At 43.8% G+C, this 24,170-nt stretch carries 20 protein-coding genes, 6 tRNA genes and 1 pseudogene; 6 read left to right on the top strand and 21 right to left on the bottom strand.

The window, feature by feature from the left end:
* Window positions 1–32: 32 nt before the first annotated feature.
* The 7 genes from WKT10_RS11135 to WKT10_RS11105 form a co-directional block, all read right to left on the bottom strand.
* Window positions 33–725 (bottom strand): GntR family transcriptional regulator, encoded by a 693-nt coding sequence (locus WKT10_RS11135; protein ID WP_340277227.1) that lies wholly within the window; start codon window positions 723–725, stop codon window positions 33–35.
* A 127-nt stretch (window positions 726–852) separates the two neighbouring features.
* Window positions 853–1,674, bottom strand: coding sequence for a TIM barrel protein (locus WKT10_RS11130; protein WP_340277226.1), 822 nt, complete (start codon window positions 1,672–1,674; stop codon window positions 853–855).
* A gap of 3 nt (window positions 1,675–1,677) precedes the next feature.
* On the bottom strand, window positions 1,678–3,243 hold the full coding sequence (locus tag WKT10_RS11125; protein WP_021870778.1) for a glycoside hydrolase family 28 protein: 1,566 nt from the start codon (window positions 3,241–3,243) through the stop codon (window positions 1,678–1,680).
* A gap of 28 nt (window positions 3,244–3,271) precedes the next feature.
* Window positions 3,272–4,120: a carbohydrate ABC transporter permease gene (locus WKT10_RS11120; protein WP_340277224.1), complete on the bottom strand. Its 849-nt coding sequence runs from the start codon at window positions 4,118–4,120 to the stop codon at window positions 3,272–3,274.
* A gap of 8 nt (window positions 4,121–4,128) precedes the next feature.
* Window positions 4,129–5,034 carry a carbohydrate ABC transporter permease gene (locus tag WKT10_RS11115; RefSeq protein WP_340277223.1) on the bottom strand — a complete coding sequence of 302 codons (906 nt, stop codon included), beginning with the start codon at window positions 5,032–5,034 and terminating at the stop codon, window positions 4,129–4,131.
* A 15-nt stretch (window positions 5,035–5,049) separates the two neighbouring features.
* A complete protein-coding gene (locus WKT10_RS11110; protein ID WP_340277222.1) occupies window positions 5,050–6,165 on the bottom strand; it encodes a glycoside hydrolase family 88/105 protein in 1,116 nt (371 codons plus the stop codon).
* A 19-nt stretch (window positions 6,166–6,184) separates the two neighbouring features.
* On the bottom strand, window positions 6,185–7,564 hold the full coding sequence (locus WKT10_RS11105) for an ABC transporter substrate-binding protein (protein WP_340277221.1): 1,380 nt from the start codon (window positions 7,562–7,564) through the stop codon (window positions 6,185–6,187).
* A 315-nt stretch (window positions 7,565–7,879) separates the two neighbouring features.
* Between WKT10_RS11105 and WKT10_RS11100 the strand changes: the two genes are divergently transcribed.
* The 4 genes and pseudogenes from WKT10_RS11100 to WKT10_RS11085 form a co-directional block, all read left to right on the top strand.
* On the top strand, window positions 7,880–8,506 hold the full coding sequence (locus WKT10_RS11100; protein WP_340277220.1) for a DUF6088 family protein: 627 nt from the start codon (window positions 7,880–7,882) through the stop codon (window positions 8,504–8,506).
* Window positions 8,490–8,888, top strand: a complete 399-nt coding sequence (locus WKT10_RS11095; RefSeq protein WP_340277219.1) for a nucleotidyl transferase AbiEii/AbiGii toxin family protein — start codon at window positions 8,490–8,492, stop codon at window positions 8,886–8,888. The genes WKT10_RS11100 and WKT10_RS11095 overlap by 17 nt, the downstream gene beginning before the upstream one ends.
* Window positions 8,777–9,475, top strand: coding sequence for a nucleotidyl transferase AbiEii/AbiGii toxin family protein (locus tag WKT10_RS16055; RefSeq protein ID WP_445293014.1), 699 nt, complete (start codon window positions 8,777–8,779; stop codon window positions 9,473–9,475). The genes WKT10_RS11095 and WKT10_RS16055 overlap by 112 nt, the downstream gene beginning before the upstream one ends.
* Window positions 9,400–9,905, top strand: a pseudogene (locus WKT10_RS11085) (enolase C-terminal domain-like protein); the annotation flags it as partial. The gene WKT10_RS16055 and the pseudogene WKT10_RS11085, both read left to right, overlap by 76 nt.
* Window positions 9,906–10,204: 299 nt before the next feature.
* Here the strand turns inward: WKT10_RS11085 and WKT10_RS11080 are convergent.
* From WKT10_RS11080 to thrS, 7 genes are all read right to left on the bottom strand, one after another.
* Window positions 10,205–11,539 (bottom strand): APC family permease, encoded by a 1,335-nt coding sequence (locus tag WKT10_RS11080; protein WP_177275071.1) that lies wholly within the window; start codon window positions 11,537–11,539, stop codon window positions 10,205–10,207.
* Window positions 11,540–11,554: 15 nt separating this feature from the next.
* On the bottom strand, window positions 11,555–12,802 hold the full coding sequence (pepT, locus tag WKT10_RS11075) for a peptidase T (RefSeq protein WP_340277218.1): 1,248 nt from the start codon (window positions 12,800–12,802) through the stop codon (window positions 11,555–11,557).
* A complete protein-coding gene (locus tag WKT10_RS11070) occupies window positions 12,799–13,716 on the bottom strand; it encodes an NAD(P)-dependent oxidoreductase (RefSeq protein ID WP_177275066.1) in 918 nt (305 codons plus the stop codon). The genes pepT and WKT10_RS11070 overlap by 4 nt, the downstream gene beginning before the upstream one ends.
* Before the next feature lie 158 nt (window positions 13,717–13,874).
* On the bottom strand, window positions 13,875–15,188 hold the full coding sequence (locus tag WKT10_RS11065) for an ABC transporter substrate-binding protein (RefSeq protein WP_340277217.1): 1,314 nt from the start codon (window positions 15,186–15,188) through the stop codon (window positions 13,875–13,877).
* Window positions 15,178–16,956: a cache domain-containing sensor histidine kinase gene (locus tag WKT10_RS11060; RefSeq protein WP_340277216.1), complete on the bottom strand. Its 1,779-nt coding sequence runs from the start codon at window positions 16,954–16,956 to the stop codon at window positions 15,178–15,180. Before WKT10_RS11060 ends, WKT10_RS11065 begins: the two co-directional genes overlap by 11 nt.
* Before the next feature lies 1 nt (window position 16,957).
* A complete protein-coding gene (locus WKT10_RS11055; RefSeq protein ID WP_340277215.1) occupies window positions 16,958–18,508 on the bottom strand; it encodes a response regulator transcription factor in 1,551 nt (516 codons plus the stop codon).
* A gap of 199 nt (window positions 18,509–18,707) precedes the next feature.
* Window positions 18,708–20,462, bottom strand: coding sequence for a threonine--tRNA ligase (gene thrS, locus WKT10_RS11050; protein WP_340277214.1), 1,755 nt, complete (start codon window positions 20,460–20,462; stop codon window positions 18,708–18,710).
* 478 nt (window positions 20,463–20,940) lie between these two features.
* On the opposite strand from thrS, the gene WKT10_RS11045 reads away from it, so the two are divergent.
* Together WKT10_RS11045 and WKT10_RS11040 are read left to right on the top strand one after the other, a co-directional pair.
* Complete coding sequence (locus WKT10_RS11045) at window positions 20,941–21,363, top strand: DUF3842 family protein (protein ID WP_066543162.1); 423 nt, start codon at window positions 20,941–20,943, stop codon at window positions 21,361–21,363.
* Window positions 21,350–21,583, top strand: coding sequence for a hypothetical protein (locus WKT10_RS11040; RefSeq protein ID WP_066543164.1), 234 nt, complete (start codon window positions 21,350–21,352; stop codon window positions 21,581–21,583). Before WKT10_RS11045 ends, WKT10_RS11040 begins: the two co-directional genes overlap by 14 nt.
* On the opposite strand, the gene WKT10_RS11035 is transcribed toward WKT10_RS11040, so the two are convergent.
* The 7 genes from WKT10_RS11035 to WKT10_RS11005 form a co-directional block, all read right to left on the bottom strand.
* Window positions 21,580–23,427 carry a DUF5050 domain-containing protein gene (locus WKT10_RS11035; protein WP_340277213.1) on the bottom strand — a complete coding sequence of 616 codons (1,848 nt, stop codon included), beginning with the start codon at window positions 23,425–23,427 and terminating at the stop codon, window positions 21,580–21,582. The two genes, WKT10_RS11040 and WKT10_RS11035, sit on opposite strands and share 4 nt — an antisense overlap.
* 101 nt (window positions 23,428–23,528) lie before the next feature.
* A tRNA-Lys gene (locus WKT10_RS11030) sits at window positions 23,529–23,601 on the bottom strand.
* A gap of 15 nt (window positions 23,602–23,616) precedes the next feature.
* Window positions 23,617–23,689 (bottom strand) — tRNA-Phe (locus WKT10_RS11025).
* A gap of 26 nt (window positions 23,690–23,715) precedes the next feature.
* Window positions 23,716–23,789: transfer RNA gene (locus tag WKT10_RS11020), tRNA-Met, on the bottom strand.
* Between the two features lie 52 nt (window positions 23,790–23,841).
* A tRNA-Tyr gene (locus tag WKT10_RS11015) sits at window positions 23,842–23,923 on the bottom strand.
* A gap of 42 nt (window positions 23,924–23,965) precedes the next feature.
* Window positions 23,966–24,038, bottom strand: a tRNA-Val gene (locus WKT10_RS11010).
* A 38-nt stretch (window positions 24,039–24,076) separates the two neighbouring features.
* Window positions 24,077–24,150: transfer RNA gene (locus WKT10_RS11005), tRNA-Asp, on the bottom strand.
* Window positions 24,151–24,170: the final 20 nt, after the last annotated feature.

Genomic DNA, 24,170 nt, shown 5'->3' with positions numbered 1-24,170 from the left:
ATACCCCAAGCATCTGCTGCTTGAGGTATTTTTCAGCGGAAAAAGCGAAGCATCCCAAAATCTTCTGTTATATTCTTCTCCTTCATAACTCTCAGATAATCCAGCCTTGCTGTTTCTATATGCTCAGCCAGCGCCTGCTGAGCCAGTCTGCTGTCTCCTGACTTAAGACCCTCTAAAATCATTTGATGGTCCCTGTATGCCTTATCCTGATATTTTCGTTCCAGATAGGAAATCATCCTTACCCGACGGCACTGAAGGAGCAGGCTTTCATGAAAACGTATCAGCTTTTTATTCCGCGAAAGATTTACAAGATAATCATGGAATTGCTGGTCTGCTTCAAAATTTTCTTTAATCCTTCCGGCAATATTGGCATCCTCCATATTCCGGTTAATACGCTCCAGTTCTATCAGCCTTGTTTCATCAATCCCTTTTTCAAGAGCAATACGTACAGCTGCAACCTCAATTCCTTCTCTTGCATCAAAAAGATCAATAATTCCATCTTCTGTAATAGGACTGACCTGATAGCTCTTCCCCGCACCTGCATCTACAATCAAATCATCGCCTTCAAGCTTCTGCAGCGCCTGACGGATCGGCGTTCTGCTCATTCCCAGTTTTTTACTTAATGTAAAATCTGATACGATCTGGCCCGGTATCAACTCAAAATTACAAATCATATTTTTAATGTCTTCATATGCCTGATCCACTAACAACACTGTTTTCTCCACTTGATTCACCCCCCCCCCACGTTCAATAACTATCCATTGCATTTTTCTATTCTATCACAAAATCTGAAAATCGGATAGAAAAAGCTGAAGAGTTTCCATATTTGATGGTTCCCACTGCAGCTTTTCTTTATAACTGATCCATAATATGTCTCATATTTTCATAAGATGCCCTGGCAGAACTGATCATATCCGGAAAACCGAAGGATTCTACACTGACAGCTCCGGTATACCCTATTTCCTTCAAAGCACCTAATGTTTCGGCGAAATCATAGTGCCCATGTCCTACAAACCAACGGTCATTATCTGCAACGTGTACATGACAGATTTTCCCCTTAGCTGATTGAATTGATTTTTTAATATCACTCTCTTCAATATTCATATGGTATGTATCCAGATGCAGCTGCAGCCATGGAGACCCAACCAGTTCCAGAAGCTCAAGCCCTTCCTCTACGGTATTAATCACATCGCTTTCATACCTGTTGATAACCTCAAGCCCAAGGTATACCTGATATTTTCCCGCTTCTTCTGCACATTCCTGCAAGGCTGAAATTAAATTGGAAAAATAGCTTTCTCTGCTTTCGCAGTCTGATACCTTTCCCTTAATCAGCCCGATAATCACCACAGCATGAGGATAATCAGATGCCGTAAGGATATGTCCCTTAATACGTTCAATTGCAGCCTGTCTTACAGCCGCATCGTCGCTGGATAAAAACACCCTGTCTTTTCCATAGGCAGATCCTGTTCCAATCGAAGTCAAACTCAGGCCAAACTGATCCAATTCCTCCTTTAACTGCTTCCTGTCAAGCTGAGAGGAATCATGGATATGAAGCTCTACGCCATCATACCCTATTTTACGGATCTGTTCAAAGCACCAGTTATCTTCACCCCGAAAAACCACCGGGGCCTGATCTCTCAGCTTCATGCTGGTACTTGTTATCGCTAACTCCATCGTTTACTCCTTTTCCACACAATCTACATTTTCAATTTCAAAGGGTTCTCCTGCTGTGCCGTGAACCTTTACATTCTTTAAGGTGAGTTCCTTTACATTATTGATAAACACGCCTCGGTTTGTACAGGGTTCAACCTCAGCCATCATTGCGGGATACTCCGGCGTTGGATTTTCCGCAAAATCAATCTCTATGTTTTCCATTGTCACTTTTTCTATTTTGGCTTCCGGAAGTCCATATATAAAGGTTCCTGCCACATGACAATTATGAGCTTCAATGTTGCGGAAGGCCAGTTCTTTTATTCTGGGCGTCCGTTCATCAACCGGAAGCGGTTCCTTTGTGCTTACATAGGTAGAATGTCCGTCAGGATCACAGCACCAGTAGTAGGAATTTACTACAAAGGGTGTTAAAACTCCATCCATCTTAATATCTTCAAACAGAATATCCTCAACTACAGAATCTTCTCCACGGCCTCTTCTGGTCTTTACGCGCAATCCGCGGTCCGTATCTTCGAAAATACACTTCTTACAGGACAAATGTCTCACCCCGGCAGCAATTTCGCTGCCCAGAGTTACCGCTCCGTGTCCATGTCTCATATAGCACTGTCGAATATCAACATTTCTTGATGAAACCTTATATTTATGTCCCATATAGAACTTACCGGACTTCATGGCAATACAGTCGTCACCTAAGGAGAAATATACGCCTACTACTTCCAGACCGTCTACTGATTCAGGGTCCATTCCATCCGTATTCGGGGACTGCTTGGGATTGAGTACCTTCAAATCAATCCACCTCGTATGATTGGAAAAATATGGGTGAAGGTTCCAGGCTGGACTGTTCTGAACAGTCAGTCCCTGAACAGTAACATTTTCACAGTGATTCAAAAAAATCATTCTTGGGCGGAAGGCTCCTCCGATTTTTTCACGGCCCTCCCCCTTCCACCAGTTTTCATAGCTGGCATTTCCATCCAGAGTTCCTTCTCCGGTAATTACCACATCTGAAACATGAATACCCGTAAGAATAGATCCGAACATATCCAGAGGATTTCCCTCCCATGTTCCCAGATTATATTCATCCGTCTCATCATAGCTCTCAATCAGTCCCGGTAAAATGGGAAATTTCTCCCGTTCCGTATAAGCAGAAATCACTGCTCCTTCCCCAATATCCAGTGTCATATGGCTCTTCAGAAAGATACTGGATACTTTATAAACTCCTTTGGGAATATACACTCTTCCGTGCTCCGGACAGGATGACACCGCCGCCTGAATAGCAACTGTATCATCATGCTTTCCATCGCCTCTCGCTCCGAAACGGCGTACATTCAGGGTTACAAATTCATAATCTGTCTTAAAACGAACCGTCTCTTCTGCTTCCCCATCTGCCACAGCAGTAAGCTCATATTCCGTATCAGGCGTCAGACCGGAAATGGTCTGAACTACCCGATCGGAAGTAAGAATTTCTTTTCCATTTAACAACAGACGGTACTTCTTTTCTGTAAAATAAATTCCAAAATCCAAAAATTCAATCGTGACCTTTCTGGATGTCTGAAATATAATCTGAAATTTCATGTTGCGTCCTTTCTTACAATTCGCGTCTTTAACCCTTTACTCCTCCGGCTGCAATACCTTCCACAAACTGATCCTGCGCCAGGAAGAATATAACCAGGGATGGAATCAGTGTAATAACAGATAATGCCAGCGTCTTATTCCAGTCAAATCCGCTTTCCGTATCCATGATCATACGCAGGCCCAGAGAAGCTGTAAATTTCTTTGTAGAATTTAAGTAAATTAACGGACCCATGAAGTCATTGGAGGACCACATAAACTGGAACAGCGCGCAGGATACCAGTGAAGGCTGAACCATGGGAAGCACTACGTAGATGAAACGCTTAAAGGAATTGCAGCCGTCAATCTCCGCAGCCTCCTCCAGCTCTCTTGAAATTCCTCTCATGAACTGAACCAGCATAAATACAAAGTAGGTATCACAGGCAAAAAAGCTCGGCACAACTAAAGGCAGGTAGGAATCCACCCAGCCCCATTTTGTAAACAATAAGAACTGAGGCACATTTAACACTACCTGAGGCAGAAACAGCGTGGAAAGCATCAGTGCAAACCAAAAGCCCCGGGCCTTAAACTGAAACCGTGAAAAACCATATGCTGCAATGGCTGAGGAAACAACGGTTCCTATTACCTTTGGTATAACAAATTTATAGGTATTGACCATATATCTGCCAAACTGATAGGTACTGGCGAACCAGCCGTTTTTATAGCCGTCCAGCGTAAACTCCTTCGGAATAAAACCGATGGAGCCAAAAATCTCCGCATTGGTTGCTTTAAAGGAAGCTCCTACCATCCATATCATGGGGTAGATCATTACAAGCCCCACTGCAATCAGAATTATGTAGCGTGCTATGGTCTGAATTTTGTATTTTTGTTGTCTGGTCATTTTAATTCCTACCTTTCTTCATCACCATAATACACCCAATGCTTCTGACTGATAAACGAAACTGCCGTCAGCACTGCAACAATAAAGAACAGCAGCCATGCCATAGCACTGGCAAGTCCCATATCATATGTCTTAAATGCATTCTGATAGATCAGGATGGAAATCAGGGTTGTAGAACCTAAGGGGCCTCCCTTGGTAATCATAAACGGTCCATTAAACTCCTGGAATGCCTGACACAGCTGAGTAACCAGATTGTAGAAAATAACCGGTGTAATCAGCGGAATGGTAATCTTTAAAAACTGTGTAAATTTTCCTGCTCCGTCAATGGACGCCGCTTCATACAGATCCTGCGGAACGCCCTTTAATGCAGCCAGGAAAATAACCATAGCTGATCCAAACTGCCATACACGGAGAAGGCAGATTACAAACAGTGCATAATCCGGGCTTCCCAGCCAGTTAACAGGCTTTACTCCAAACAGGCCGATGATAGTGTTAACCAGACCTTCATTCTGGAAAAGGAACTGCCATAAAACAGCAATCGCAACTGAACCTCCCAGAATAGACGGGATATAATACGCTGTACGGAAAAGGTTAATTCCCTTGATCTTAAAGTTGAGAAGATATGCGATAAACAGCGCAAACAGCAGTTTTAAGGGTACTGTCATAAAGGCATACTTAAAGGTTACAATATAGGACTTTAAGTATTTTGCCGTATCGACAATCTTCTCATAATTTGCAAATCCTATATTTTCTACAGATTCCTTGAACAGATTATAGTTCGTAAAGCTATAGAAAAGAGAGGACATAAACGGATAAAATTTAAAAACGAGAAAACCGATGATCCAGATAGCAATATATGCATATCCTATGTTCTGTCTGGATGCACGGGTCATTTTTTTTGTCTTTTTCTGCATAAGGCATTCTCCATTCTATGCTTCATCCTGTTTTTCCAGCTTCAGATATTCGCCGTAGGCCATCATGAAAACTCCTACGCCCTTCTCTTCATCTGAAACCACCGGTTCGGAAAGATAGTATTCTACGCTTCCATCCCGCTCATCCTTGGGGCCTAATCCAGCCACCAGACAGATGCCCGTCAGATGCCATCCATCTTCATCCTTCTGTAACTTTTCTCTTTCCAGGCCGTCAAAGATCTCTTCGCCTCTCCTGCGCCATTTTTCTTCCTGTAAAATACCCAGACGGCAACCCTTTAAAATCGCATATGCAATCATAGCGGATCCAGACGTTTCCAGATAATTGCCTTCCAGCTCAGGCATATCTACCAGCTGATAAAACAGCTTTGTTTTTTCATCCTGATACTGCATAATTCCTGCCAGAGCTTCTTTAAACAGCCGCTTATATGTACTCAGATGTTCAAAGCTCTCCTCGGGAATCAGGCCGCAGCAGTCAATCAGCGCCATCAGATACCATCCAATGGAGCGCAGCCAGAAATTGTGGGAGCAGCCTGTTGTTTTGTCTGCCCAGATCATCTGGCGCTTCTCGTCATATGCGTGGTAATACAGTTTTTTCTCTTCATCAAACAGATATTTTCTGGCGTTTAAAAACTGGCCTGTAATATCATTGTAGCGCTCTCCGCCGTTAAATCTCTTTTCGTATTCCAGATAAAGAGGCTGCCCCATATATAATCCGTCCAGCCAGATCTGATACGGATAGATCTGCTTATGCCAGAAGCTTCCGCAGTCTGTACGGGGATGTGTTTCCAGCTGTCCTCTGATATGGTCCAGCGCAGTTTTATACTTTTCTTCCCCTGTTTTGTCATAAAGGAAATACAGCACCCGCCCGTTGTTTACCTTGTCCAGATTGTAATCCTCAGGGACATAGTAGCGGATGGTTCCATCCTCCTGTATATACCGATCCATAAATGTCCGGATGCAGTTGATGTACTTTTCATCTCCGGTGGCTTCATACAGATACTGGGCTCCTAACATAACACAGCCATCTTCATAATTCCAGACAGCACGCTGTCTGGAATTATAATCTTCAATCCACTTATCTATATAAGCATTTATTATTTCTCTGTTTTCCATGATTACTGCCTTTCCAAGCTTAATATGGATTGCTTGCATAAACTTCATTGATACTGTCAATCAGATACTGTGCCAGCATCTCTACATCCTGTCCGCTGCTGAGTCCCTCAAATACCTCATAGTAGATACCTGTAGAATCCTTTAATGCGGAATTCTCAAAGTTTGGATCAAGTGCAAAGTTTGCAACCTTCATAACTGCCTGATTGCCCTCATAGGTAAGGCCTTCCAGCTTGCCAAGACCTAACAGAACTTCATTTGCATAAGTGTTAGCCAGCATACCGCGCTCTGTGCCCATAAGCTCAATACCCTTTGGATCATTGATAAGGAAATCTAACAGCATAGCAGCCTCTTTTTTGTGCTCAGAGGTTTCTGTAATTGCAAAGCAGGAAGAAATCTTTGTAAGTCCTGCCTCATACTCTCCGCCCTTAAGGAACTCACCAAGTACAAACTCCTGATCGCCTTCCAGGGAGTTAGCAAATTTCTCCTGAGCAGAATCCCACTCATAGAAGCCGGCATACTGTCCGTTGATCCAACCCGGATTCTTCTCCAGAACTGTAGCGCCGTCGCCCTTTAACTGAGCAATGCTTGGAAGAACATGTGCATCCTCTAAGGAATTAATAAATTCAAGACCTTCCTTTACTTCCTCAAGAGAATAATTTAAGGTATTGTTCTCTGCCCATTCTTTTCCGTATTTTCCTTCCAGATAATACATCATCAGAAGCATTCTCTCATATTCATACATAGCCAGAGGATAGTACTCATCGCCTAATTTCTCCTTAAATGTGGTTCCTGCTGCAATCAGCTCATCCCAGCTTGTAGGAAGGGCAATACCGGCTTTGTCAAAGGTGGTTTTATTCCAGTAGAAGCACTTTCCTGTAGTACCGATCGGAATCGCCTGCTGCTTGCCGCCTACTACACACTGCTCCAGAAGATTTGCCGGATAGTTTTCCATATTGATTACATCTGCGAACTGGGTCAGATCTACGAATTTAGAACCGTCGCTGGAGAACTGATACAGCCAGTTCCAGTTAACCTGCATCAGATCAGGTGCTGTACCGCCGCTGAGCTGGGTAGCTACCTTCTCAGCCCATCCGTCCCAGGCTCCGTACTCGCACTCTACCTTGATATTAGGATATTTTTCCATAAATGCCTGACATGCTGCCTCTGTAGCCTTATGTCTGGCATCGCCTCCCCACCAGCTGAAACGCAGAGTAACTTCTCCGTCAGAAGCTGCGGCCTCTTCCTTATCGGCAGCTGCGGCAGTCTCTCCGCCCTCAGCCTTTGTCTCTTCCTTCTTGGTCTCTTCAGGCTTTCCTGTAGGTCCGCAGGCTGTAAGCCCTGCAACCATAGATACTGCCAGACCTGCTGCTGCCACACGCTTCATCAATTCCTTTTTCATTTTCTTCCTCCTGTTTCACACATTGTTCCGGAATGCAGCTGTTTCTCACAAAAACAGCCCACTCCCTTTTATTTGTAGTTTTATATTAGTACATAGTTTATGCAATGTCAATAGATTATTGTTTATTTTGTATGTATACACTATTATTTTATATATGTATACATACATTTTCTATATCTATTCTCCGGTTTGACATACCTTTTTCACCGCCTATGAATAAATCCTTTTCAAATCATCCAAACTATATTTTGACATATTTATTAACTTATATGGTATAAAAATAGTATCATGGAGGTGAAAGGAGTGGATATTTGTATGCTGAAAGAATACCTTGAAAAAGCCTATGGATATAATGAGCCTATTTTTATCAGTGAAATTCAGTTAGAAGGTATCAGCGATAATGCTCTGCGGCAATACTTCAAGAGAATGGTTCAGTCAGGGGATATTATTCGGTTTGATACCGGGGTTTATTATCTTCCCAAGGCATCCCGTATCCTGAAAAAAAGCTATTTAGATCCAATGAAAGTTATTATACGAAAATATATAAAAAATGCCGGAGAAACCTATGGATATTTTTCTGGCGCCACTTTTGCAAACCAGATTGGTCTGACAACGCAAATGCCCACTGTACTGGAAATTGTAACATCCAGAGAATCCACCAAGGGACGTATCGTTACAGTAGGTTCGCAGAAGGTTCGCTTGAAACGTCCATCTATCGAAATTACTTCTGAGAATGCAGGATTGCTACAGCTTTTGGATATTGTTTCTCAGGCTAAATTATATTCGGAATATCCAGAACAGAAAACGGGAGAAATATTGAAACGTTATGTAAGAAATCAACGTTATACCAGAGAAAGTCTTATGAACTCACTGCCAGCCATTACAGGTACAACAGCAAAAAATTTGATTAAATGGGGAATTATTTATGAATTTACATCTTGATCGTGAGGCTTTTACGGAACTTGTAACTGCGGCCTCACATGAATTACACATACCTTCAGGCATTATAGAAAAAGATTACTATGTAACACTTGCATTGCGGGAATTATCTGCCCGTATCAATGGAATGGTATTTAAAGGCGGCACATCTTTGACCAAATGCTACCAAATTTTAGAACGTTTTTCCGAAGATATTGATATTTCTTATGCCGCCTCTGAGGGAGTCCCCGGGGAAAGCAGGAAAGACAGTTCAAAAGGTCTATTGTTTCCTCTATGGATGCGTTGCAGTTTCCAATCGAGAATCTTGAAGAGACACGGAGCCGACGCAGTTATAACTGTTATCGGGTCAGCTATCCAAGCCTCTATTCACCGTCCCTGGAACTGAAAACACAGCTGGTCATTGAAACATATATCGCACTGCTTCCTTTTCCAACGGTTCAGAGGATGACCGATAACTATATTTATCGTTTTCTAAAACTTACCGACCAGATAAATCTGGCAGAAGAATTTAATCTTATGCCATTTGAAATAACAACGCAGGCAATCGAACGGACACTGGTTGATAAAGTATTTGCCATTTGCGATTATTATATGACAGGGAAAACAGAACGGCATTCGCGCCATCTGTATGATATATATAAGATATTGGAGTATATATCGCCAGATACATCATTGTCCAAACTGATACAGGAAGTCCGAAAACTTCGGGAGCCACTATCTATCTGTCCTTCAGCAAAGCAAGATATATGTATCAATCACATTTTAACAGAAATTCTTGAAAGTGCTGTATATCGAACAGATTATGAAATCATTACAGGAAAATTACTTTTTACATATGTTCCATATGAAACCGTTATTGAAGGAATAAACAAAATAATTAAACAGGGCTATTTTAATATATCGGAGCCTACAGGGATAAGCCCCCTGTCTATGCCAGCAGCAATTTCCTGCCTACTGTACAGGATTATGTAGACGAAGCCCTTTATTACAAGAGCAAAGGCATCAAAGGCTATAAGGCTCATCCCGCAAGACCTGTAGAATTTGATATGAAGGTTCACGCTGCAGTCCGGGAGGCCGTGGAAGATGATTTTATCCTGATGACAGACCCTGTAGACGACTACACGCTGGATGAAGCAATCCGGGTAGGACGGCAGCTGGAAAACTGAACTATAAGTGGTTTGAAGAACCCTTCCGTGATTTTGAGCTTTATAAGTATTCCGAGCTGTGTAGGGCTCTGGATATTCCTATTGCCGCCACAGAGACCACCGGAGGCTGCCACTGGGGAGTCGCTCAGGTAATCGCCCAGAGGGCCGCTGATATCATCCGGGCAGACGTAAGCTGGAAGGACGGCATCACAGGCGCGTTAAAAATTGCCCATTTATCTGAGGCCTTTGGACTTAACGATCCTAAAAGCTCCCAAAAAGATCTATCATAAATATAAAATAAACCTTCAAACTGTTATAAGATAAAATCAATCACTCAGTTTGAAGGTTTATTTTAAAATGGAAAATTTTCTGACATAAATACAAACTCATAGTGAAATACACCTTTCAAACTCAATGGATGCACATCATTTTTTACCGACTTATGACTTAACAGAAAAGCAGCCCGGCGCCGTGATGCCGAAGCTGCTTCCCTTACTAAATGATTTTTCCGTTATCCTTTTTTAATCCTATTATATATAATTTCCTTCCGTCCCTCTTATGCCTCTTCATAAGAGATTTCCATCTTCACCTTGCCGCTGTGATAACGTACCAGTGAGAAGATGATTGCGCCTGCCAGCACAACAATATTGATAATAATCATCTTAATATCTGCTGCCATTGCATTGGAGATCAGCTGGAATGCTGCAACGCCTGCACAGGAATACATTAACAGTCTGTATGCCCAGTCCGGCATATGGAACATGGATTTTGCCCACAGATCCGGAAGCATCTTCGGCATTCTCAGATAGCCAATAGCATATACGATAGAACGCAGATATGTAATAAACATTACCAGGTCAGCAATCTGGTTTACACTCAGATCCAGAGCCAGCGGCACGATTGTCAGCAGATACCATACAAACAGCCATTTATGGGGAGTACGGTACTTTGGATGCAGCTCGCCCATAGACCTTGGGAACCATCCGTCTCTTGAAGCCTGTACCAGAGGCTTTGTGATATATGCAACCGTAACGTTTAACGTAGTAGCGGTAGCTCCCAGCGCGCCTGCCACAATAAAGAACAGGAACAGTGGTTTGTTAAAGATCTCTTTTGCTACCAGAGTAAGAGGCTGACCTGCTACCTCCTCAATGGGAAGTACGCCGGAAGCTACAATGGAAAGCAGTGAAAACATCATAGCTACAAATGCGGTAGAAATGATAATGGTTGTAGGAATATCCTTCTTGGGATTCTTACATTCACCGGAGAATGAAATTAATTCAGAAGCACCAAGAACTGCATAGTTTAAAAATGCTCCGCCTGCAAAGATTCCTACTACTCCGTGAGTTGTAAAGCCCGGATTTTTAAAGTAATTTGCAAAATCCACATGAGGCATACCGCAGACGATAAATAAAAGGATTGCTCCTACCAGGGCAACGGTCAGGAAATTTTCCACCTTTGCCATAATGTTGATTCCAAAAAAGTTTACAACAAAAAACAGTGTCGCAATCGCCATGGCGACGATTCTGGGATTAGATGAGGGGAACAGTGCCTGGAAATACTCTGCAAAGGACAGAGCATACATACAGATTCCCATCTCGCCCAGGAAGTAGATGATAATCCATGCGCCAGCCCATTTTTCTCCTACAAACATGGACCATACCGTATAATTTCCGCCTTTAAAACGGGCGATACTGGAACTTAAAATACTGGGAACCGCGAAAAACAGCGCAAAAAAGGTAGCGATCAGATAAGAGATAAATACGGAGCGTCCCGTTCTATCAATCCCGATACCGGTTAATGTCATAACGCCGGCTCCGATAATCATGCCTACTGCAATTCCAAATAAGTCTTTTCGGGTTAAGACCTGCTTATATCCTACATCTTCACTCATGTTGCCTTTTCCTCCTTATGAACAATCTGCATCTTTTCTTACATCCAGACAACTCTCACACAGCTTCACCAGCAGCTCATAGGATTTCTCCATGGACTGAATACAGGTATATTCATAAATAGTGTGGCAGTTATCTCCTCCTGTAAACAGGTTGGGGCATGGAAGCCCTTTAAATGTAATTTCTGCTCCGTCAACTCCGCCGCGCACAGGGATGATTACCGGCTCAATTCCCAGCTCCTCCATTGCCTTCACCGCATTGTCAATAATAAACGGGAAATTCAGGATCTTATCCCTCATATTGTACATAACGTCCTCAAAGCGGATGCTGACCGTATTTTCACCGTATTTCTTATTAAGGAACTCTGCAATTGTCAGCAGGGCATTTTTCTTTTCCGTAAATTTACTCATCTCATGATCCCGGACCAGATACCGCATGGAGGTAGTTCCCACATCTCCGTGAATCTCTGCCAGATGAGTAAAGCCTTCTCTTCCTTCTGTATTGGCCGGTATCTCCAATGGATTCAGCAGGCTGTGCAGCTCCATGGCAATATGCATGGAATTTACCATTCTGTTTTTCGCATATCCCGTATGGGCTACCTCTCCTTTTACCTCTACATAGGCAATTCCGCAGTTGAAGTTATCATAGTAGAACTCTCCCAGCTCTCCTCCGTCCATAGAATAGGCAAAATCGCAGTTGAATTTTTCCAGGTTAAAATTCAGCGTGCTTTTTCCAATCTCTTCATCGCAGGTAAAGCAGATATTTACCTGTCCATGGCCGATTTCCGGATGTGTCATCAGCGTCTTTGCCATCTGCATGATTACGGCTACACCGCTCTTATCATCTGCTCCTAAAAGGGTGGTTCCGTCGCCGACGATCAGATCCTTCCCCTTATAAACCTTCAATCTTGGAAATTTTTCTGTTGAAAAAATAATATTTTTTTTCTCATTCAGAACAATATCCTCTCCGTCATAGTTTTCTATGATTCTTGGATGAATATTGCAGCCCGGAAGATCCGGCGCAGTATCCATATGGGCCGTAAAGCCAATGGCCGGTATTCCCTCTCCGCTGTTGGAGGGAATGCATGCATAAACTGCTCCAAATTCATCCATTTCCGCATTTTCCACACCCATTTCCAGAAGCTCCTTTACCAGAAGCCTTCCAAGATCCTTCTGTTTTTCTGTACTGGGAATGGTCTGGCTTCCATGCTGCGACTGGGTATCGATGCTTATATACCTGAGCAGCCGTTCTACTAACTCCTTCATCGTGTTTCCTCCTTTTTTAGTATTTCTTCCAGAAAATGTTCTACATTTTCAATGCTCTTTTCAGACAGACGCAGGGTACACTGCTCAGAGCTTCCTGCACAGCGTTCTGTATAAATCATGTTGGGACATTCATGAAGCTGTTCCCATGTATCCCCGATTCCAACGCCGTCGCAAATATAATAATTATTTTCCCGGGACAGCCACTTCTTCATTGCTTCCACATCAAATGTAGGTCCTATGGACGTATTGACAATGATCTTTCCATTTCCAAATAATTCAAACTCTTTTTCCCTTAAAAGACAGGTATTTTTAGGGAGGAGGGTACAGATAATGTCATTTTCCTTTAACAGTTCTTCTAAGGTCCGGCGGCAAATTCCCAGCTTTTCTGCCTCCTCACAGCACCTTAAATCAGAATAGGACACATCTGCTTCCATCAGCTTCAAAACTCTTGCCAGCTTAAAGCCTGTATTTCCCATTCCCACAATTCCTATCTTCTGATTATAAAATTCATTGGGCCGCTCCTTCCACTGATGTCCCTTAAATCCATGGAGCAGGTCTGCCAGTGCACTTACTGCAAACTCAATGACGCCTCCGTCGCCGTAATCTGTAATTCCCCGGACAACGATGCCCCTTTCTCTGGCATAGGCTACATCTACATTTGCGCTCTTCTCATTATAAAGGGTACAGCACATCCCAATATATTTCAGCTTAGGGCATTTTTCCAGAATCTGTCTTGTAATCAGGGTACAATAGGATACCATCAGACAGTCTGCATCCTTCACCCTCTCTGTAATTTCATCCGAATCCGTGGGGAAATCATCGTAAAATACCACTTCCTCTGACAGCTCTCCAAGGCGTTTCTTCGCCCATTCGTTCATTCCCGTGTTGTCTACTACCACTGTTTTTTGAAACATCCCTTCTGCTTCCCTCCCGTCTGATTTCTGGCATTTATTTATGCAATTTGTTTTTTATTTAATGTTTATCCTCTTTGTTTTTATAAAATAATTATAAAAAAAATCCACTGATCCATATACATGAAAAAGTGGATTTTTTGTTCAAAAACAGGATATTTTTATATCGGCGGCACCTGTAATTTTGGCACTGCCTTTTTCAGCATACGGAGAAAATAAGCGTACAGCTCCTCCGGCGTCAGCTCCGGCTCATGGATAATCGCATCAATAGTCAAATGAAATATCTCATCCAGCTCCAGATCATAGGACGAAAGCGGGCGCTCCTTTCTGTGACTCATAAGCTCACTGCTCACATAATTTCCTATATCCTGATTTCCAAAGCCTTCAATCTCCAGAGTTCTGTATTCCTCTGTTCCGTGCTCACAGCCAAAATACGTCAGCTGGCGGCATTTTACCCGCTTATTCGCCTCTGCCCCCTCCATACTTCCAGCCAGATAACTGGCAAAATCCCATGCAGCCTCCTTTTCCCTGCTGGAGGACGGAATTGACAGCACCATTCCTCCCCACTTAAAACTTCCATTTGGAGGGCTGATCAGCGTCCAGTCCTCCTTTTCATTAACAGAAAATGTATCATACTGGGAAACCCAGAATGTCCACGGAGCCATCATATAGGTTTCTTCCCAATAATCCTGAGACCATTCCATGGATACCTGAGCCGTATTTCCCACCAGACCTGTATCATAGAGCCTGTCCAAATAGCGGAAGTAGTCCAGGAAACGCTCCGGCTTTATCATCTTATTCTCCTTCGTATAGGGTTCGTCTGTCTGATTAAACAGCATAGACCCCACATCTCCCAGACAATTGAACAGCATAAACTGATGCCCCTTTTCCTTTTGCTCCAGGCTCTTATTAAGAAGGCTCTCCCAGTCTGCAAACAGCTCCATGGCTTCCCCCGGCGAATCAATTCCAAAAACCCGTTTTGCCATTTCAGCCCGATACGCCAGCCCCGCAGCGTCCTGATTATAGGGAAGAGCCACGATAGCTCCGTCAGCCGAGGTCATATAGCTTCTGCACCCTTCCGGGTAATCCTCATATTTTACACCATAAGGCTCATTCCCCAGATTTTCCCAGATTGGAAGGGGAAGGAAATTACCCGCATAGTAATCCTGAAGAAAACAGATATCCGGAAGCTCTCCCGACAAATCAATGGCGCTTTCAATCTGTCTGGCATAATCGGAAATAGATACATTTACATAATTAAGCCGGTAGGTGCTCCCCGTATCCTTCTTATACTGTTCAAACAGCTCCTCTATGGAATCATCCCAGTACCAGATGGTAATAACCTCCTGCCCCTTTGTCTCAAACTGAGTTTTCTGGGCCTGAACCATATATAATAAAATTCCCGCATAGCACAGAGCAGTGATGATAAATACTGCCGCCGCCTGCTTTTTTACGCCTGTGTTATCATTCTTCATGAATCTCCCCTTCATCTTCCTCTGCTTCCCTCAGCAGTGACAGATCCTTCTGGTAAGGAACCGATATTAAAATCGTTGTCCCCTTCCCTTTTTCACTGTAAATTTCAAAGCTGTAATGCTCCGGATACAGGTATTCCAGACGTTCCCTGATACTTTTAATTCCAATGGAATGCACTCCTGAGTGACCTTTTCCATTTTGTTCCAGCCTTTTCAACTCTTCTTCATCCATACCAATACCCGTATCAATTACCCAAAGATCCAGCATATCCTCCCTCTGCTCTGCCAGAATCTCAATAGAACCATTTTCTTCCATGGGCGCAATTCCATGGTAAATGGAATTTTCCACCAGAGGCTGAAGGATATTTTTCGGTACATAAGCTGTTGTAAGTTCATCCGGAACCTCTATACTTACAGAAACCTTATCCTTATAACGGTAATTCTGAATTACGCAGTAAGCCGACACCACCTCCAGCTCCTCCTTCAGCATAGCGCAGCTTTTTCCCGAATACGCAGCCATTCCATCCTGAAGTATCAGAATCAGAGACTGTACCATTTTCTCAATATCCTGATTATGGTCTCTTCTGGCAAGGTAAATAACTGAATTTAAGGTATTATAAAGAAAATGCGGATGGATTTTCGACATAAGCATATCAAATTTCAGCTTTTTATTAATCCGTTCGTCCTGTATCCTTCGTTTGATAAACTCTTCGATCCGCTCTGCCATCTCATTAAACTGACAGCTGAGCATCTCCAGCTCGTCCCCTGTTTTTATTACCAGAATTTTACGTTTTCCTCCGGAAAAATCCAACATTGCCGCCGATATCTGGGAAATAGGCTGTAAAAACTTCCGTATAAGCAAAAATGTCAAAAGAAGGATCGCCGCTGCAGTGGACACGGAATACACAACAAAAAAATACCGCATCTGTTCTGAATACTGAAACAGAAGCCCGGATGATGTATACATACCCACTCCAATACCCGCATCCGGAAAAGCGCTCCACAGACAATACCCCTTATCTCCTGAACCGATTTCCATTTCTCCTCTGTACTTTTTTTCACTTTGAACAGATGCTGCCATTTTTTCTGCTAGACGAATATTCGTTTCCTGATTTCCCTGCCCTAAAATAACCGTTCCATCTCTTAAGTCTGATACAAAATATCCGCTGCTTAAGCCTGCTGTCTCTCCTATAATATCTGAAAAATACTGCACATTTATATTTAACAGAAGCTTTCCCAGCTCCTTATCTGGTGTACCTTTATCCGGAATACTCAACAGATAGGTCAGATACCGGGAATTTTCCGGATATCCGCAGGTATGCACCCGGCTGAAGGCCTCTCTCTCATCCTTTATCTCCTGATACCATTCTTCTGAAAGACGCTCTTTAAAATAGGGCTCAAAGGGACTGTAGGACCAGTACACCTGATCCCCCTGGATCAGAACTGCGTTTTTAATATGTACTCTTAAGTGTATGGTTTCCTTAATTTCCTGAATCGCCTCGATCGTTTCAAAATATTCATGGGTATCCTGACTATAAAACCGCTGTACCAGCTCATTTTCGGCAACACTGTGAGCCAGCATACGCACATCATTTAACAGTGTCTGACACTGATTCGCGCACAAAGCCATAGCTGCCTCATCCCTGTGTCTCTGCTGACGATACTGATTGATATAAGCATACGAACAGGAAATCCCCATACCAATCAGCGTCATTGCCACAATGGCTGCTGCGGCAGCCGCAACTATTTTTTTCCATATGGACTGTCTCAATTTAATCTCCTTTGTGTGCCTCTGCCTCAGATGGAGAATATCCCATATAGCGGCGGAAGGTAATGCTGAAATACTGACTGCTCTTATAGCCTGTACGGGCAGAAACTTCACTTACATTAAACTGTCCGCTTTCCAAAAGCTCCTTTGCCTTTTCCATACGGACCTGAGTCAGATAACGGGAAAAGCTTTCACCTGTTTCTTTCTTAAAAAGCTTATTCAGGTATTCTCCATTAAGTCCCAAAAGCTGAGCCGCATCACCAACTGATATATCTTTTTCGTAGTTTTGACGGATAAACCGGATTACCTTTATAACACGTGTGCTGTAGCTCTTTTCCTTATCTTCTGATTCTATCCTTTCTAAAAAACGTTCATATCCGCCAAAAAGCTCCCGAAGATCACAAAAGCTTTCCGTCAGCTGCCGTATTTCCTTTGAATCTTCTGTAGAACAGATTCCCCTCTTCACATACTCCTTTACTGCATTTTCCATCGCGCCTGCAATTATGGATGCCTGTTTGACAGAACCATTTTTTTCTGCCTCCTTATAAATATCGGAAAGTCCGTTTTTTATCTCATATGGTTCTTTTGAAGCAAACCAGTGGTACAGGCGCTCTTCTGTTTTGCTCTCCCACACATCCTTTTGCCCCCTTCCCACAAGCTCTGAAATCTCCACCTCCCTTTTATCTCCTGCAAAGATTCCATAGGGAACTGCTGCCTGAATTGATTTTAAAAGCTCCGCTGCCTGCTCCATATCGGAAACAATTCCTCCCTCCTGGCGGTACAGCACTCTGGCAGAAACCCGTTTTTGAAGGCATAATGACAGTTTTTCAGCGGCCATCCGAATAATCCCTGCTGTTTCCAGCCGGCTTGCAGGCATCCGCTTCATACATAACAAAACAATTACATACCTCCGCTCCCATGCTTCGCAAACCGTATATATTTCATTTCCATTCTCTGCCGGCATAACATGGCAGTCTGAAAGAGCCGTACAGACGCTTCCTGCAAAATGTTCCCCCTCTGAAGCGGACATTGGAATTACATAAAAAAATCCAACCGCCTGTCCGTAATGCTCTGCCAGTTCATGAAAAAGCTCCTCCTGAAGCTCTCTGCGCTCCGGTGCATACAAAAATTTGCGAAATGCCTTCTGCACCATAGCTGCCTTTATATCCTTATTCCGCATCAGATCCAGAAACACCCGTTCCAGCTGTTCCTCCAGAGTTTCCTTATTCAGTTCATTTTTCAAAAGATAATTAAATACTCCCAGATCAATTGCCTTTTTGGCATAATCAAAATCAGAATATGCAGTCAAAAGCAGAATCCTTGTCTCCGGAAGCAATGTTCTTACCTTCTCAACAAACTGCAGCCCATCCATAATAGGCATACGAATATCTGTTACAATAAAATCCGGTCTTATTTCTCTGATTCCCCGCAATGCTGCCACCCCGTTCGTAAAGGTCTGAGCAATAGTAAATCCGTATTTTCCCCAGTCTGCCAGTGTTTCCAAATCCTGAAGCACCAGCAGGTCATCATCCACCAAAACCACCTTAAATGCCACGTTTCCTCCTCCATACAGCCAAATCTTTGCCGCCCAGTTACTGAGACTGATAACTCTTATATACACATATTTTACCATGTGGGGAATTTTGTGTCATCTATGAGATTTTATCAGGTATTCTTCCCCTCCTGTAAAAAACAGGCGCACCCGGTAAACGAATGCGCCTGTTTTATCATTTTATAATCTTCAGAAAATACAATTATCTCTCTCTGCTTTCTACCATTTTCTTCACATCTGCGATAAACTCATCCAGCTGTGCGCTTCCCAGATCACCCTTGTCACGGCTTCTCACTGTAATTGCGCCCTCAGCGGCCTCCTTCTCGCCCAGTACCAGCATGAAGGGTACCTTTTCAAGCTGTGCCTGACGGATCTTGTAGCCCACCTTCTCATCCTTGTGATCCAGCTCTGTACGGATACCGGCTGCTCTCAGCTTCTCATATACACCTGTTGCATACTCCATAGATTTTTCAGATACAGGAATTACCTTTACCTGAACCGGAGCCAGCCATACAGGGAACTTACCTGCAAAATGCTCGATCAGAATACCGATGAAGCGTTCAATGGAACCAAAGCATACACGGTGAATCATAATCGGACGCTTCTTTGTGCCGTCCTCAGCCACATATTCAGCCTCAAAACGCTGGGGCAGCTGGAAATCCAGCTGAATGGTTCCGCACTGCCATGTACGTCCGATGGAATCTCTCAGATGGAAGTCAATCTTAGGACCATAGAATGCACCGTCGCCTTCATTAACAATATAGTCCAGCCCCATTTCCTCCAGAGCGTTTCTCAGGCCGTTGGTAGCCAGCTCCCAATCCTCGTCAGATCCCATGGAATCCTCAGGTCTGGTAGACAGCTCTACGAAATATTCAAAGCCAAAAAGGGTATAAACCTCATTGATCAGTCTTGTAACGTTCTTGATCTCCTCAGTAATCTGCTCCTGAGTCATAAAGATATGGGCGTCGTCCTGGGTAAAGCAGCGCACACGCATCAGACCATGAAGCTGTCCGCTCTTCTCATGACGGTGAACCAGACCCAGTTCGCCTACTCTCAGAGGAAGATCTCTGTAGGAACGCGGCTGAGACTTGTACACCAGCATACCGCCGGGGCAGTTCATTGGCTTAATTGCGTAGTCTTCCTCATCGATCACAGTGGTATACATATTATCCTTATAGTGATCCCAGTGACCGGAGGTCTCCCACAGCTTGCGGCTTAAGATCACAGGAGTGGAAACCTCCTGATAATTCTCTCTTAAATGGATCTCTCTCCAGTAGTCGATCAGGGTATTCTTTAAGGTCATGCCCTTTGGAAGGAAGAATGGGAAACCAGGGCCTTCCTCTGTAAACATAAACAGACCCAGCTCCTTGCCCAGCTTTCTGTGGTCGCGCTTCTTTGCCTCCTCCAGCATGGTCAGGTAATTTTCCAGATCCTCTTTGTTTGCAAATGCAGTTCCGTAGATTCTGGTAAGCATCTTGTTCTTCTCGCTGCCTCTCCAGTAAGCGCCTGCAATGCTTGTGAGCTTAAATGCCTTTACGCCCTTTGTATACATAATATGGGGGCCTGCGCACAGATCTGTAAAATCACCCTGCTGATAAAAGCTGATCGTCTCCTCCTCAGGAAGATCTTCAATCAGCTCTACCTTATAAGGCTCGCCTTTTTCCTGCATTAACTTAATTGCTTCATCTCTTGGAAGCACAAATGGCTTTAACGGAATATTTTCCTTGATGATCTTCTTCATCTCAGCCTCTAACTTCTCCAGATCTTCAGGAGTAAATCCGCCCTCTCTGTCAAAGTCATAGTAAAAGCCATCATCAATAGCCGGTCCGATGGCTAATTTTGTCTCCGGATACAGTCTCTTTACAGCCTGTGCCAGCACATGGGAAGCGGTATGGCGGATCGCCCTTAACTCATCCTTTGCCTCCTGTACATTTCCATCTGGTAAAATGATTTTCATGGTAAAACTCCTTTCTTAATCGTCAGGCCCATTTTCCGGGCCCTATTATGATCTTTGAAAATGGTCCCGTTCGTTCCGGCCTGCGGCCAAATAAAAAACCCCTGGACACATTTCCATGTCCAAGGGTGCATATACACGGTTCCACCTTGATTTTCACTCATTGATCCCTTAACGCGGGGTACGGCATCATTTCCTCTGTTTTCACTCCAGCGCCAAACATCTGACTGTAAAAACAGTATCCCTGACACAGCTCAGGACTGGTTTTCCCCTGCATTCTCCACACAGCCTTTCCACCACCCGGCTGCTCTCTGTCTGTTCCCTGCAAAGTACTTGTTCCTTCAAAGCTTTCTGCATTTCTGCTCATTTCTGATTATAGCATCTAAAGGTTATTTGTCAAGACCTGCTTTTCCTTGAGTTTCCCATTCATCTCTGGTAATATTCTATAGTAAATCACAGCAGAAAGAAGGTATTTTCACAAATGAAACTTGTCATCATAGATGGTCAGGGCGGTAAAATGGGCCGAACCGTCATTGAACAGCTGAAAAAAAATCTCCCTGACCTTGAAATTTACGCCATCGGCACCAACAGTATTGCAACTTCCGCCATGCTAAAGGCAGGAGCAGATTACGGAGCAACCGGTGAAAATCCCGTAATCGTCGGCGCCCGTACAGCCGATATCATCATAGGCCCCATAGGAATTGTAATCGCAGATGCCCTGATGGGCGAAATAACTCCGTCTATGGCTACTGCCATCGGACAAAGCCCCGCTTATAAAATTCTCATACCAGTCAACCGCTGTAATCACTATATCCCCGGCTGTGGAGATCACAACCTTGGAGAATACATCAAAATGGTATGCGAAGAAACAGAAAAGGAGGTCAAAAAACGTGAGAACCGTTGAATTTAAAATGGAACGCCCCGGTCTGGTAAGTCCCGGCGATAAAGTAAAAATCATTGAACGCGAGGGAACCAGCAGCTACAGCTATATTATTGATCCTGCCGTCGCCATGTCCGGCTGTTTTGCAGCCCGGGACCGCATTAAATCCGAATACGGTATTGTAAAGGATGTCCGCGAAAATGCCCGGGGCTTCTATGTGGTAGTAGATTTTGATGAAGATTAGCCTAAAGGCACAATCTTCACCTCATCTGACTTTGTTTCTGAAGGATTCGTCTGTATACTCTTTCCCGGAGCCTCTGTTCCTAAAATTGTTTCCTGCTTGGGAGTCTGAACCGAAGTGCCGGGAGTATCTGCCGGCTGGTTCGGATTCTTCACAGGTGCAGCTGTTGTTTCTGCGGGAGATATTTGATTTGAACCGGACACCTGCTGCGGATTCACCGGAACCGTCTCAACAGCTGCCTTTGTTGTCTCTTCCTCAGCAGGAGCTGCAGTCTGCTCAGGCAGTTTTGAAACCGTTTCCACCAAAATCTTTTCAGATGCCAAAAATTCCACCGGACGGCTCCAAAGCACCTTGGTAATCCCTGCTTTCGGACTCCAGCTGCAGTCATGCCACAGACAAATCAGCTTGCCATCCTGAGCCATCACAAGCTCCAGCATATCATTACCGCTTACCTTTATTCCCGTACGCACATTCGCATCGTTGATCCTGTAAATGGTTCCGCTCTGACTCACATTTACAATCGTACCATAGGCATTCTTCCATATCTCTGGATAATATTCTCCGTACATCTGCCCTTCGTTTTCAAAATAATAAAGATTCGTTATGGTTCCCGGAAACATTCCGCTGACCGGCGTTTTTCCTTCTCCATTAAGATTTGCCCTGAAAATCCGGCTGTACCATTCTCCATTTGCTCCTTTATCCACATAAGCACAGTAAAAAATAAAATTATCCACAATACAGAAGCTTTGTACACCATATTCTCCCGTAATGCCTGCTCTGGAAGCTCCATCTGATTCCATCAACACCATCATGCCGGTTCCCTCTCTCTTTAAACGGAAAGTAACACCATTAACAGATACATCTCTGCGCTTTACATAGCGAATTGCCCCGTTCTCCTCCAGACGGTAGCTTCTGTCACCCATTTCCACCACAGTTCCATTTTCAGGCGTCACAATATTTCCCAGACTGTCTGTCAAATAACAGCTTCCGTCCCGGATCTGAACCTTATAGCTTTCTTCACCAACTGCGGTTTCCGTTCCTGATGTGGCCGAATGGATCTTTCCCCCCTGGGCATAGTAAATCGTTCCGTCTACAACCAGATACCCATCTACATCCTCTGCAATAATCTCCTTTACAGCCTGTCCCGGTATCATCCGTACCAGCCGCCCGCAAAGCGCCTTTTCAGATTCTGTCAGCTTGCCTTTTTCACTTTCCTTAACCAAAGGAAGATAATACACATAATCTCCGTCCGCTCTCAGAGAATATTTTGTAGTTCTCTCAGGAGCATTTTCATCCCCCAAGGGCTTAACCTTATTTTCAACCGTTTTACGATACAGAATCGTTTTAAAAATCCCCGTGTCCTCATCATCCAGAAAACACCAGAAAGCATTGGTTCTGGCAAGACTGTCCAGATTTTCACCCATATCATCAGGAATATAATCTAAATCAGTTTCTATGTTCTTTAGATAGCCCTTCACATCATGACAGGTATAAATCTGTCCTTCCTTCTGCCATTTTCCCTGATTCATGATTCCATCTTCATTAAAATGATATAAAAAACCTTCAATCTCCAGCCACTGATCTGTTGCCCAGGTTTCATCATCCAGTTTATATGTCCATCCCCTCTCGGTCTCATTCCATCCCTGTGTTTCTTCCTCATGCTCAATTTCAATGGTCTGTGCTGTTTCTGTACTGCTGTCCTCTTTCTGCTCAATCAAACTGTAATCCTTATGAATTGTACCAATTACCTGAACAACCACATAAATTGCCGCAATCAAAAAGAATGCTGCCAGCAGCACTAAAAGAATCGTCTTGCCACTGGAATCTGACTTTCTTCTTCTGCCCATATCTTAATCCTTTCTCTGAAATTCACTTTTCATCATAAACAAAATTCAGCATAAACAAAAAAAGCCGTTTTTCTTTGCAAATACAATGAAAAACGACCTACTGAGCGTGCCGGGATTCGAACCCGGGACAACTTGATTAAAAGTCAAGTGCTCTACCGACTGAGCTACACGCCCTTATTAAATTTAAAATGCCCAAAGTCGGAATCGAACCAACGACACGAGGATTTTCAGTCCTCTGCTCTACCAACTGAGCTATCTGGGCTTTTTCTTATGCCTGAGCATAAAAAATTGCGGGGGCAGGATTTGAACCTACGACCTTCGGGTTATGAGCCCGACGAGCTTCCAGACTGCTCCACCCCGCGCTAACATATTTAGTATAAATGCCTGATGACAATTTGTCAACCTGCATTTTAATGGGCGAAGGTGGATTCGAACCACCGAAGGCAGTGCCAGCAGATTTACAGTCTGTCCCCTTTGGCCACTCGGGAATTCGCCCATATTAATATTATATACATTTTTTGATAAATAATACATTCAATGGGGCCTACAGGGCTCGAACCTGTGACCCTCTGCTTGTAAGGCAGATGCTCTCCCAGCTGAGCTAAGACCCCAACTGTAAAATTATCAGCAAATGTATTAAGAAGAAAAACGACCCGGAACGGGTTCGAACCGTCGACCTCCGCCGTGACAGGGCGGCGCTCTAACCAGCTGAGCCACCGGGCCATTTTTAAAGGCATATACAC

The sequence above is a fragment of the Enterocloster sp. HCN-30185 genome (assembly GCF_037890305.1).
In the GTDB taxonomy this organism is placed as follows: domain Bacteria; phylum Bacillota; class Clostridia; order Lachnospirales; family Lachnospiraceae; genus Enterocloster.
Note: the sequence above shows the minus strand (reverse complement) of the source record. Positions and strands in the feature narration are given on the sequence as shown.

What these genes read in the sequence shown, in the direction of transcription:
- WKT10_RS11080 (WP_177275071.1), bottom strand. Translation starts at nt 11,539, where the DNA reads ATGAGTGAAGATGTAGGATATAAGCAGGTCTTAACCCGAAAAGACTTA.
- pepT (WP_340277218.1), bottom strand. Translation starts at nt 12,802, where the DNA reads ATGAAGGAGTTAGTAGAACGGCTGCTCAGGTATATAAGCATCGATACC.
- WKT10_RS11110 (WP_340277222.1), bottom strand. Translation starts at nt 6,165, where the DNA reads ATGGAAAACAGAGAAATAATAAATGCTTATATAGATAAGTGGATTGAA.
- WKT10_RS11045 (WP_066543162.1), top strand. Translation starts at nt 20,941, where the DNA reads ATGAAACTTGTCATCATAGATGGTCAGGGCGGTAAAATGGGCCGAACC.
- WKT10_RS11070 (WP_177275066.1), bottom strand. Translation starts at nt 13,716, where the DNA reads ATGTTTCAAAAAACAGTGGTAGTAGACAACACGGGAATGAACGAATGG.
- WKT10_RS11125 (WP_021870778.1), bottom strand. Translation starts at nt 3,243, where the DNA reads ATGAAATTTCAGATTATATTTCAGACATCCAGAAAGGTCACGATTGAA.
- WKT10_RS11130 (WP_340277226.1), bottom strand. Translation starts at nt 1,674, where the DNA reads ATGGAGTTAGCGATAACAAGTACCAGCATGAAGCTGAGAGATCAGGCC.
- WKT10_RS11105 (WP_340277221.1), bottom strand. Translation starts at nt 7,564, where the DNA reads ATGAAAAAGGAATTGATGAAGCGTGTGGCAGCAGCAGGTCTGGCAGTA.
- WKT10_RS11100 (WP_340277220.1), top strand. Translation starts at nt 7,880, where the DNA reads ATGCTGAAAGAATACCTTGAAAAAGCCTATGGATATAATGAGCCTATT.
- WKT10_RS11095 (WP_340277219.1), top strand. Translation starts at nt 8,490, where the DNA reads ATGAATTTACATCTTGATCGTGAGGCTTTTACGGAACTTGTAACTGCG.
- WKT10_RS11120 (WP_340277224.1), bottom strand. Translation starts at nt 4,120, where the DNA reads ATGACCAGACAACAAAAATACAAAATTCAGACCATAGCACGCTACATA.
- thrS (WP_340277214.1), bottom strand. Translation starts at nt 20,462, where the DNA reads ATGAAAATCATTTTACCAGATGGAAATGTACAGGAGGCAAAGGATGAG.
- WKT10_RS11035 (WP_340277213.1), bottom strand. Translation starts at nt 23,427, where the DNA reads ATGGGCAGAAGAAGAAAGTCAGATTCCAGTGGCAAGACGATTCTTTTA.
- WKT10_RS16055 (WP_445293014.1), top strand. Translation starts at nt 8,777, where the DNA reads ATGGATGCGTTGCAGTTTCCAATCGAGAATCTTGAAGAGACACGGAGC.
- WKT10_RS11115 (WP_340277223.1), bottom strand. Translation starts at nt 5,034, where the DNA reads ATGCAGAAAAAGACAAAAAAAATGACCCGTGCATCCAGACAGAACATA.
- WKT10_RS11065 (WP_340277217.1), bottom strand. Translation starts at nt 15,188, where the DNA reads ATGAAGAATGATAACACAGGCGTAAAAAAGCAGGCGGCGGCAGTATTT.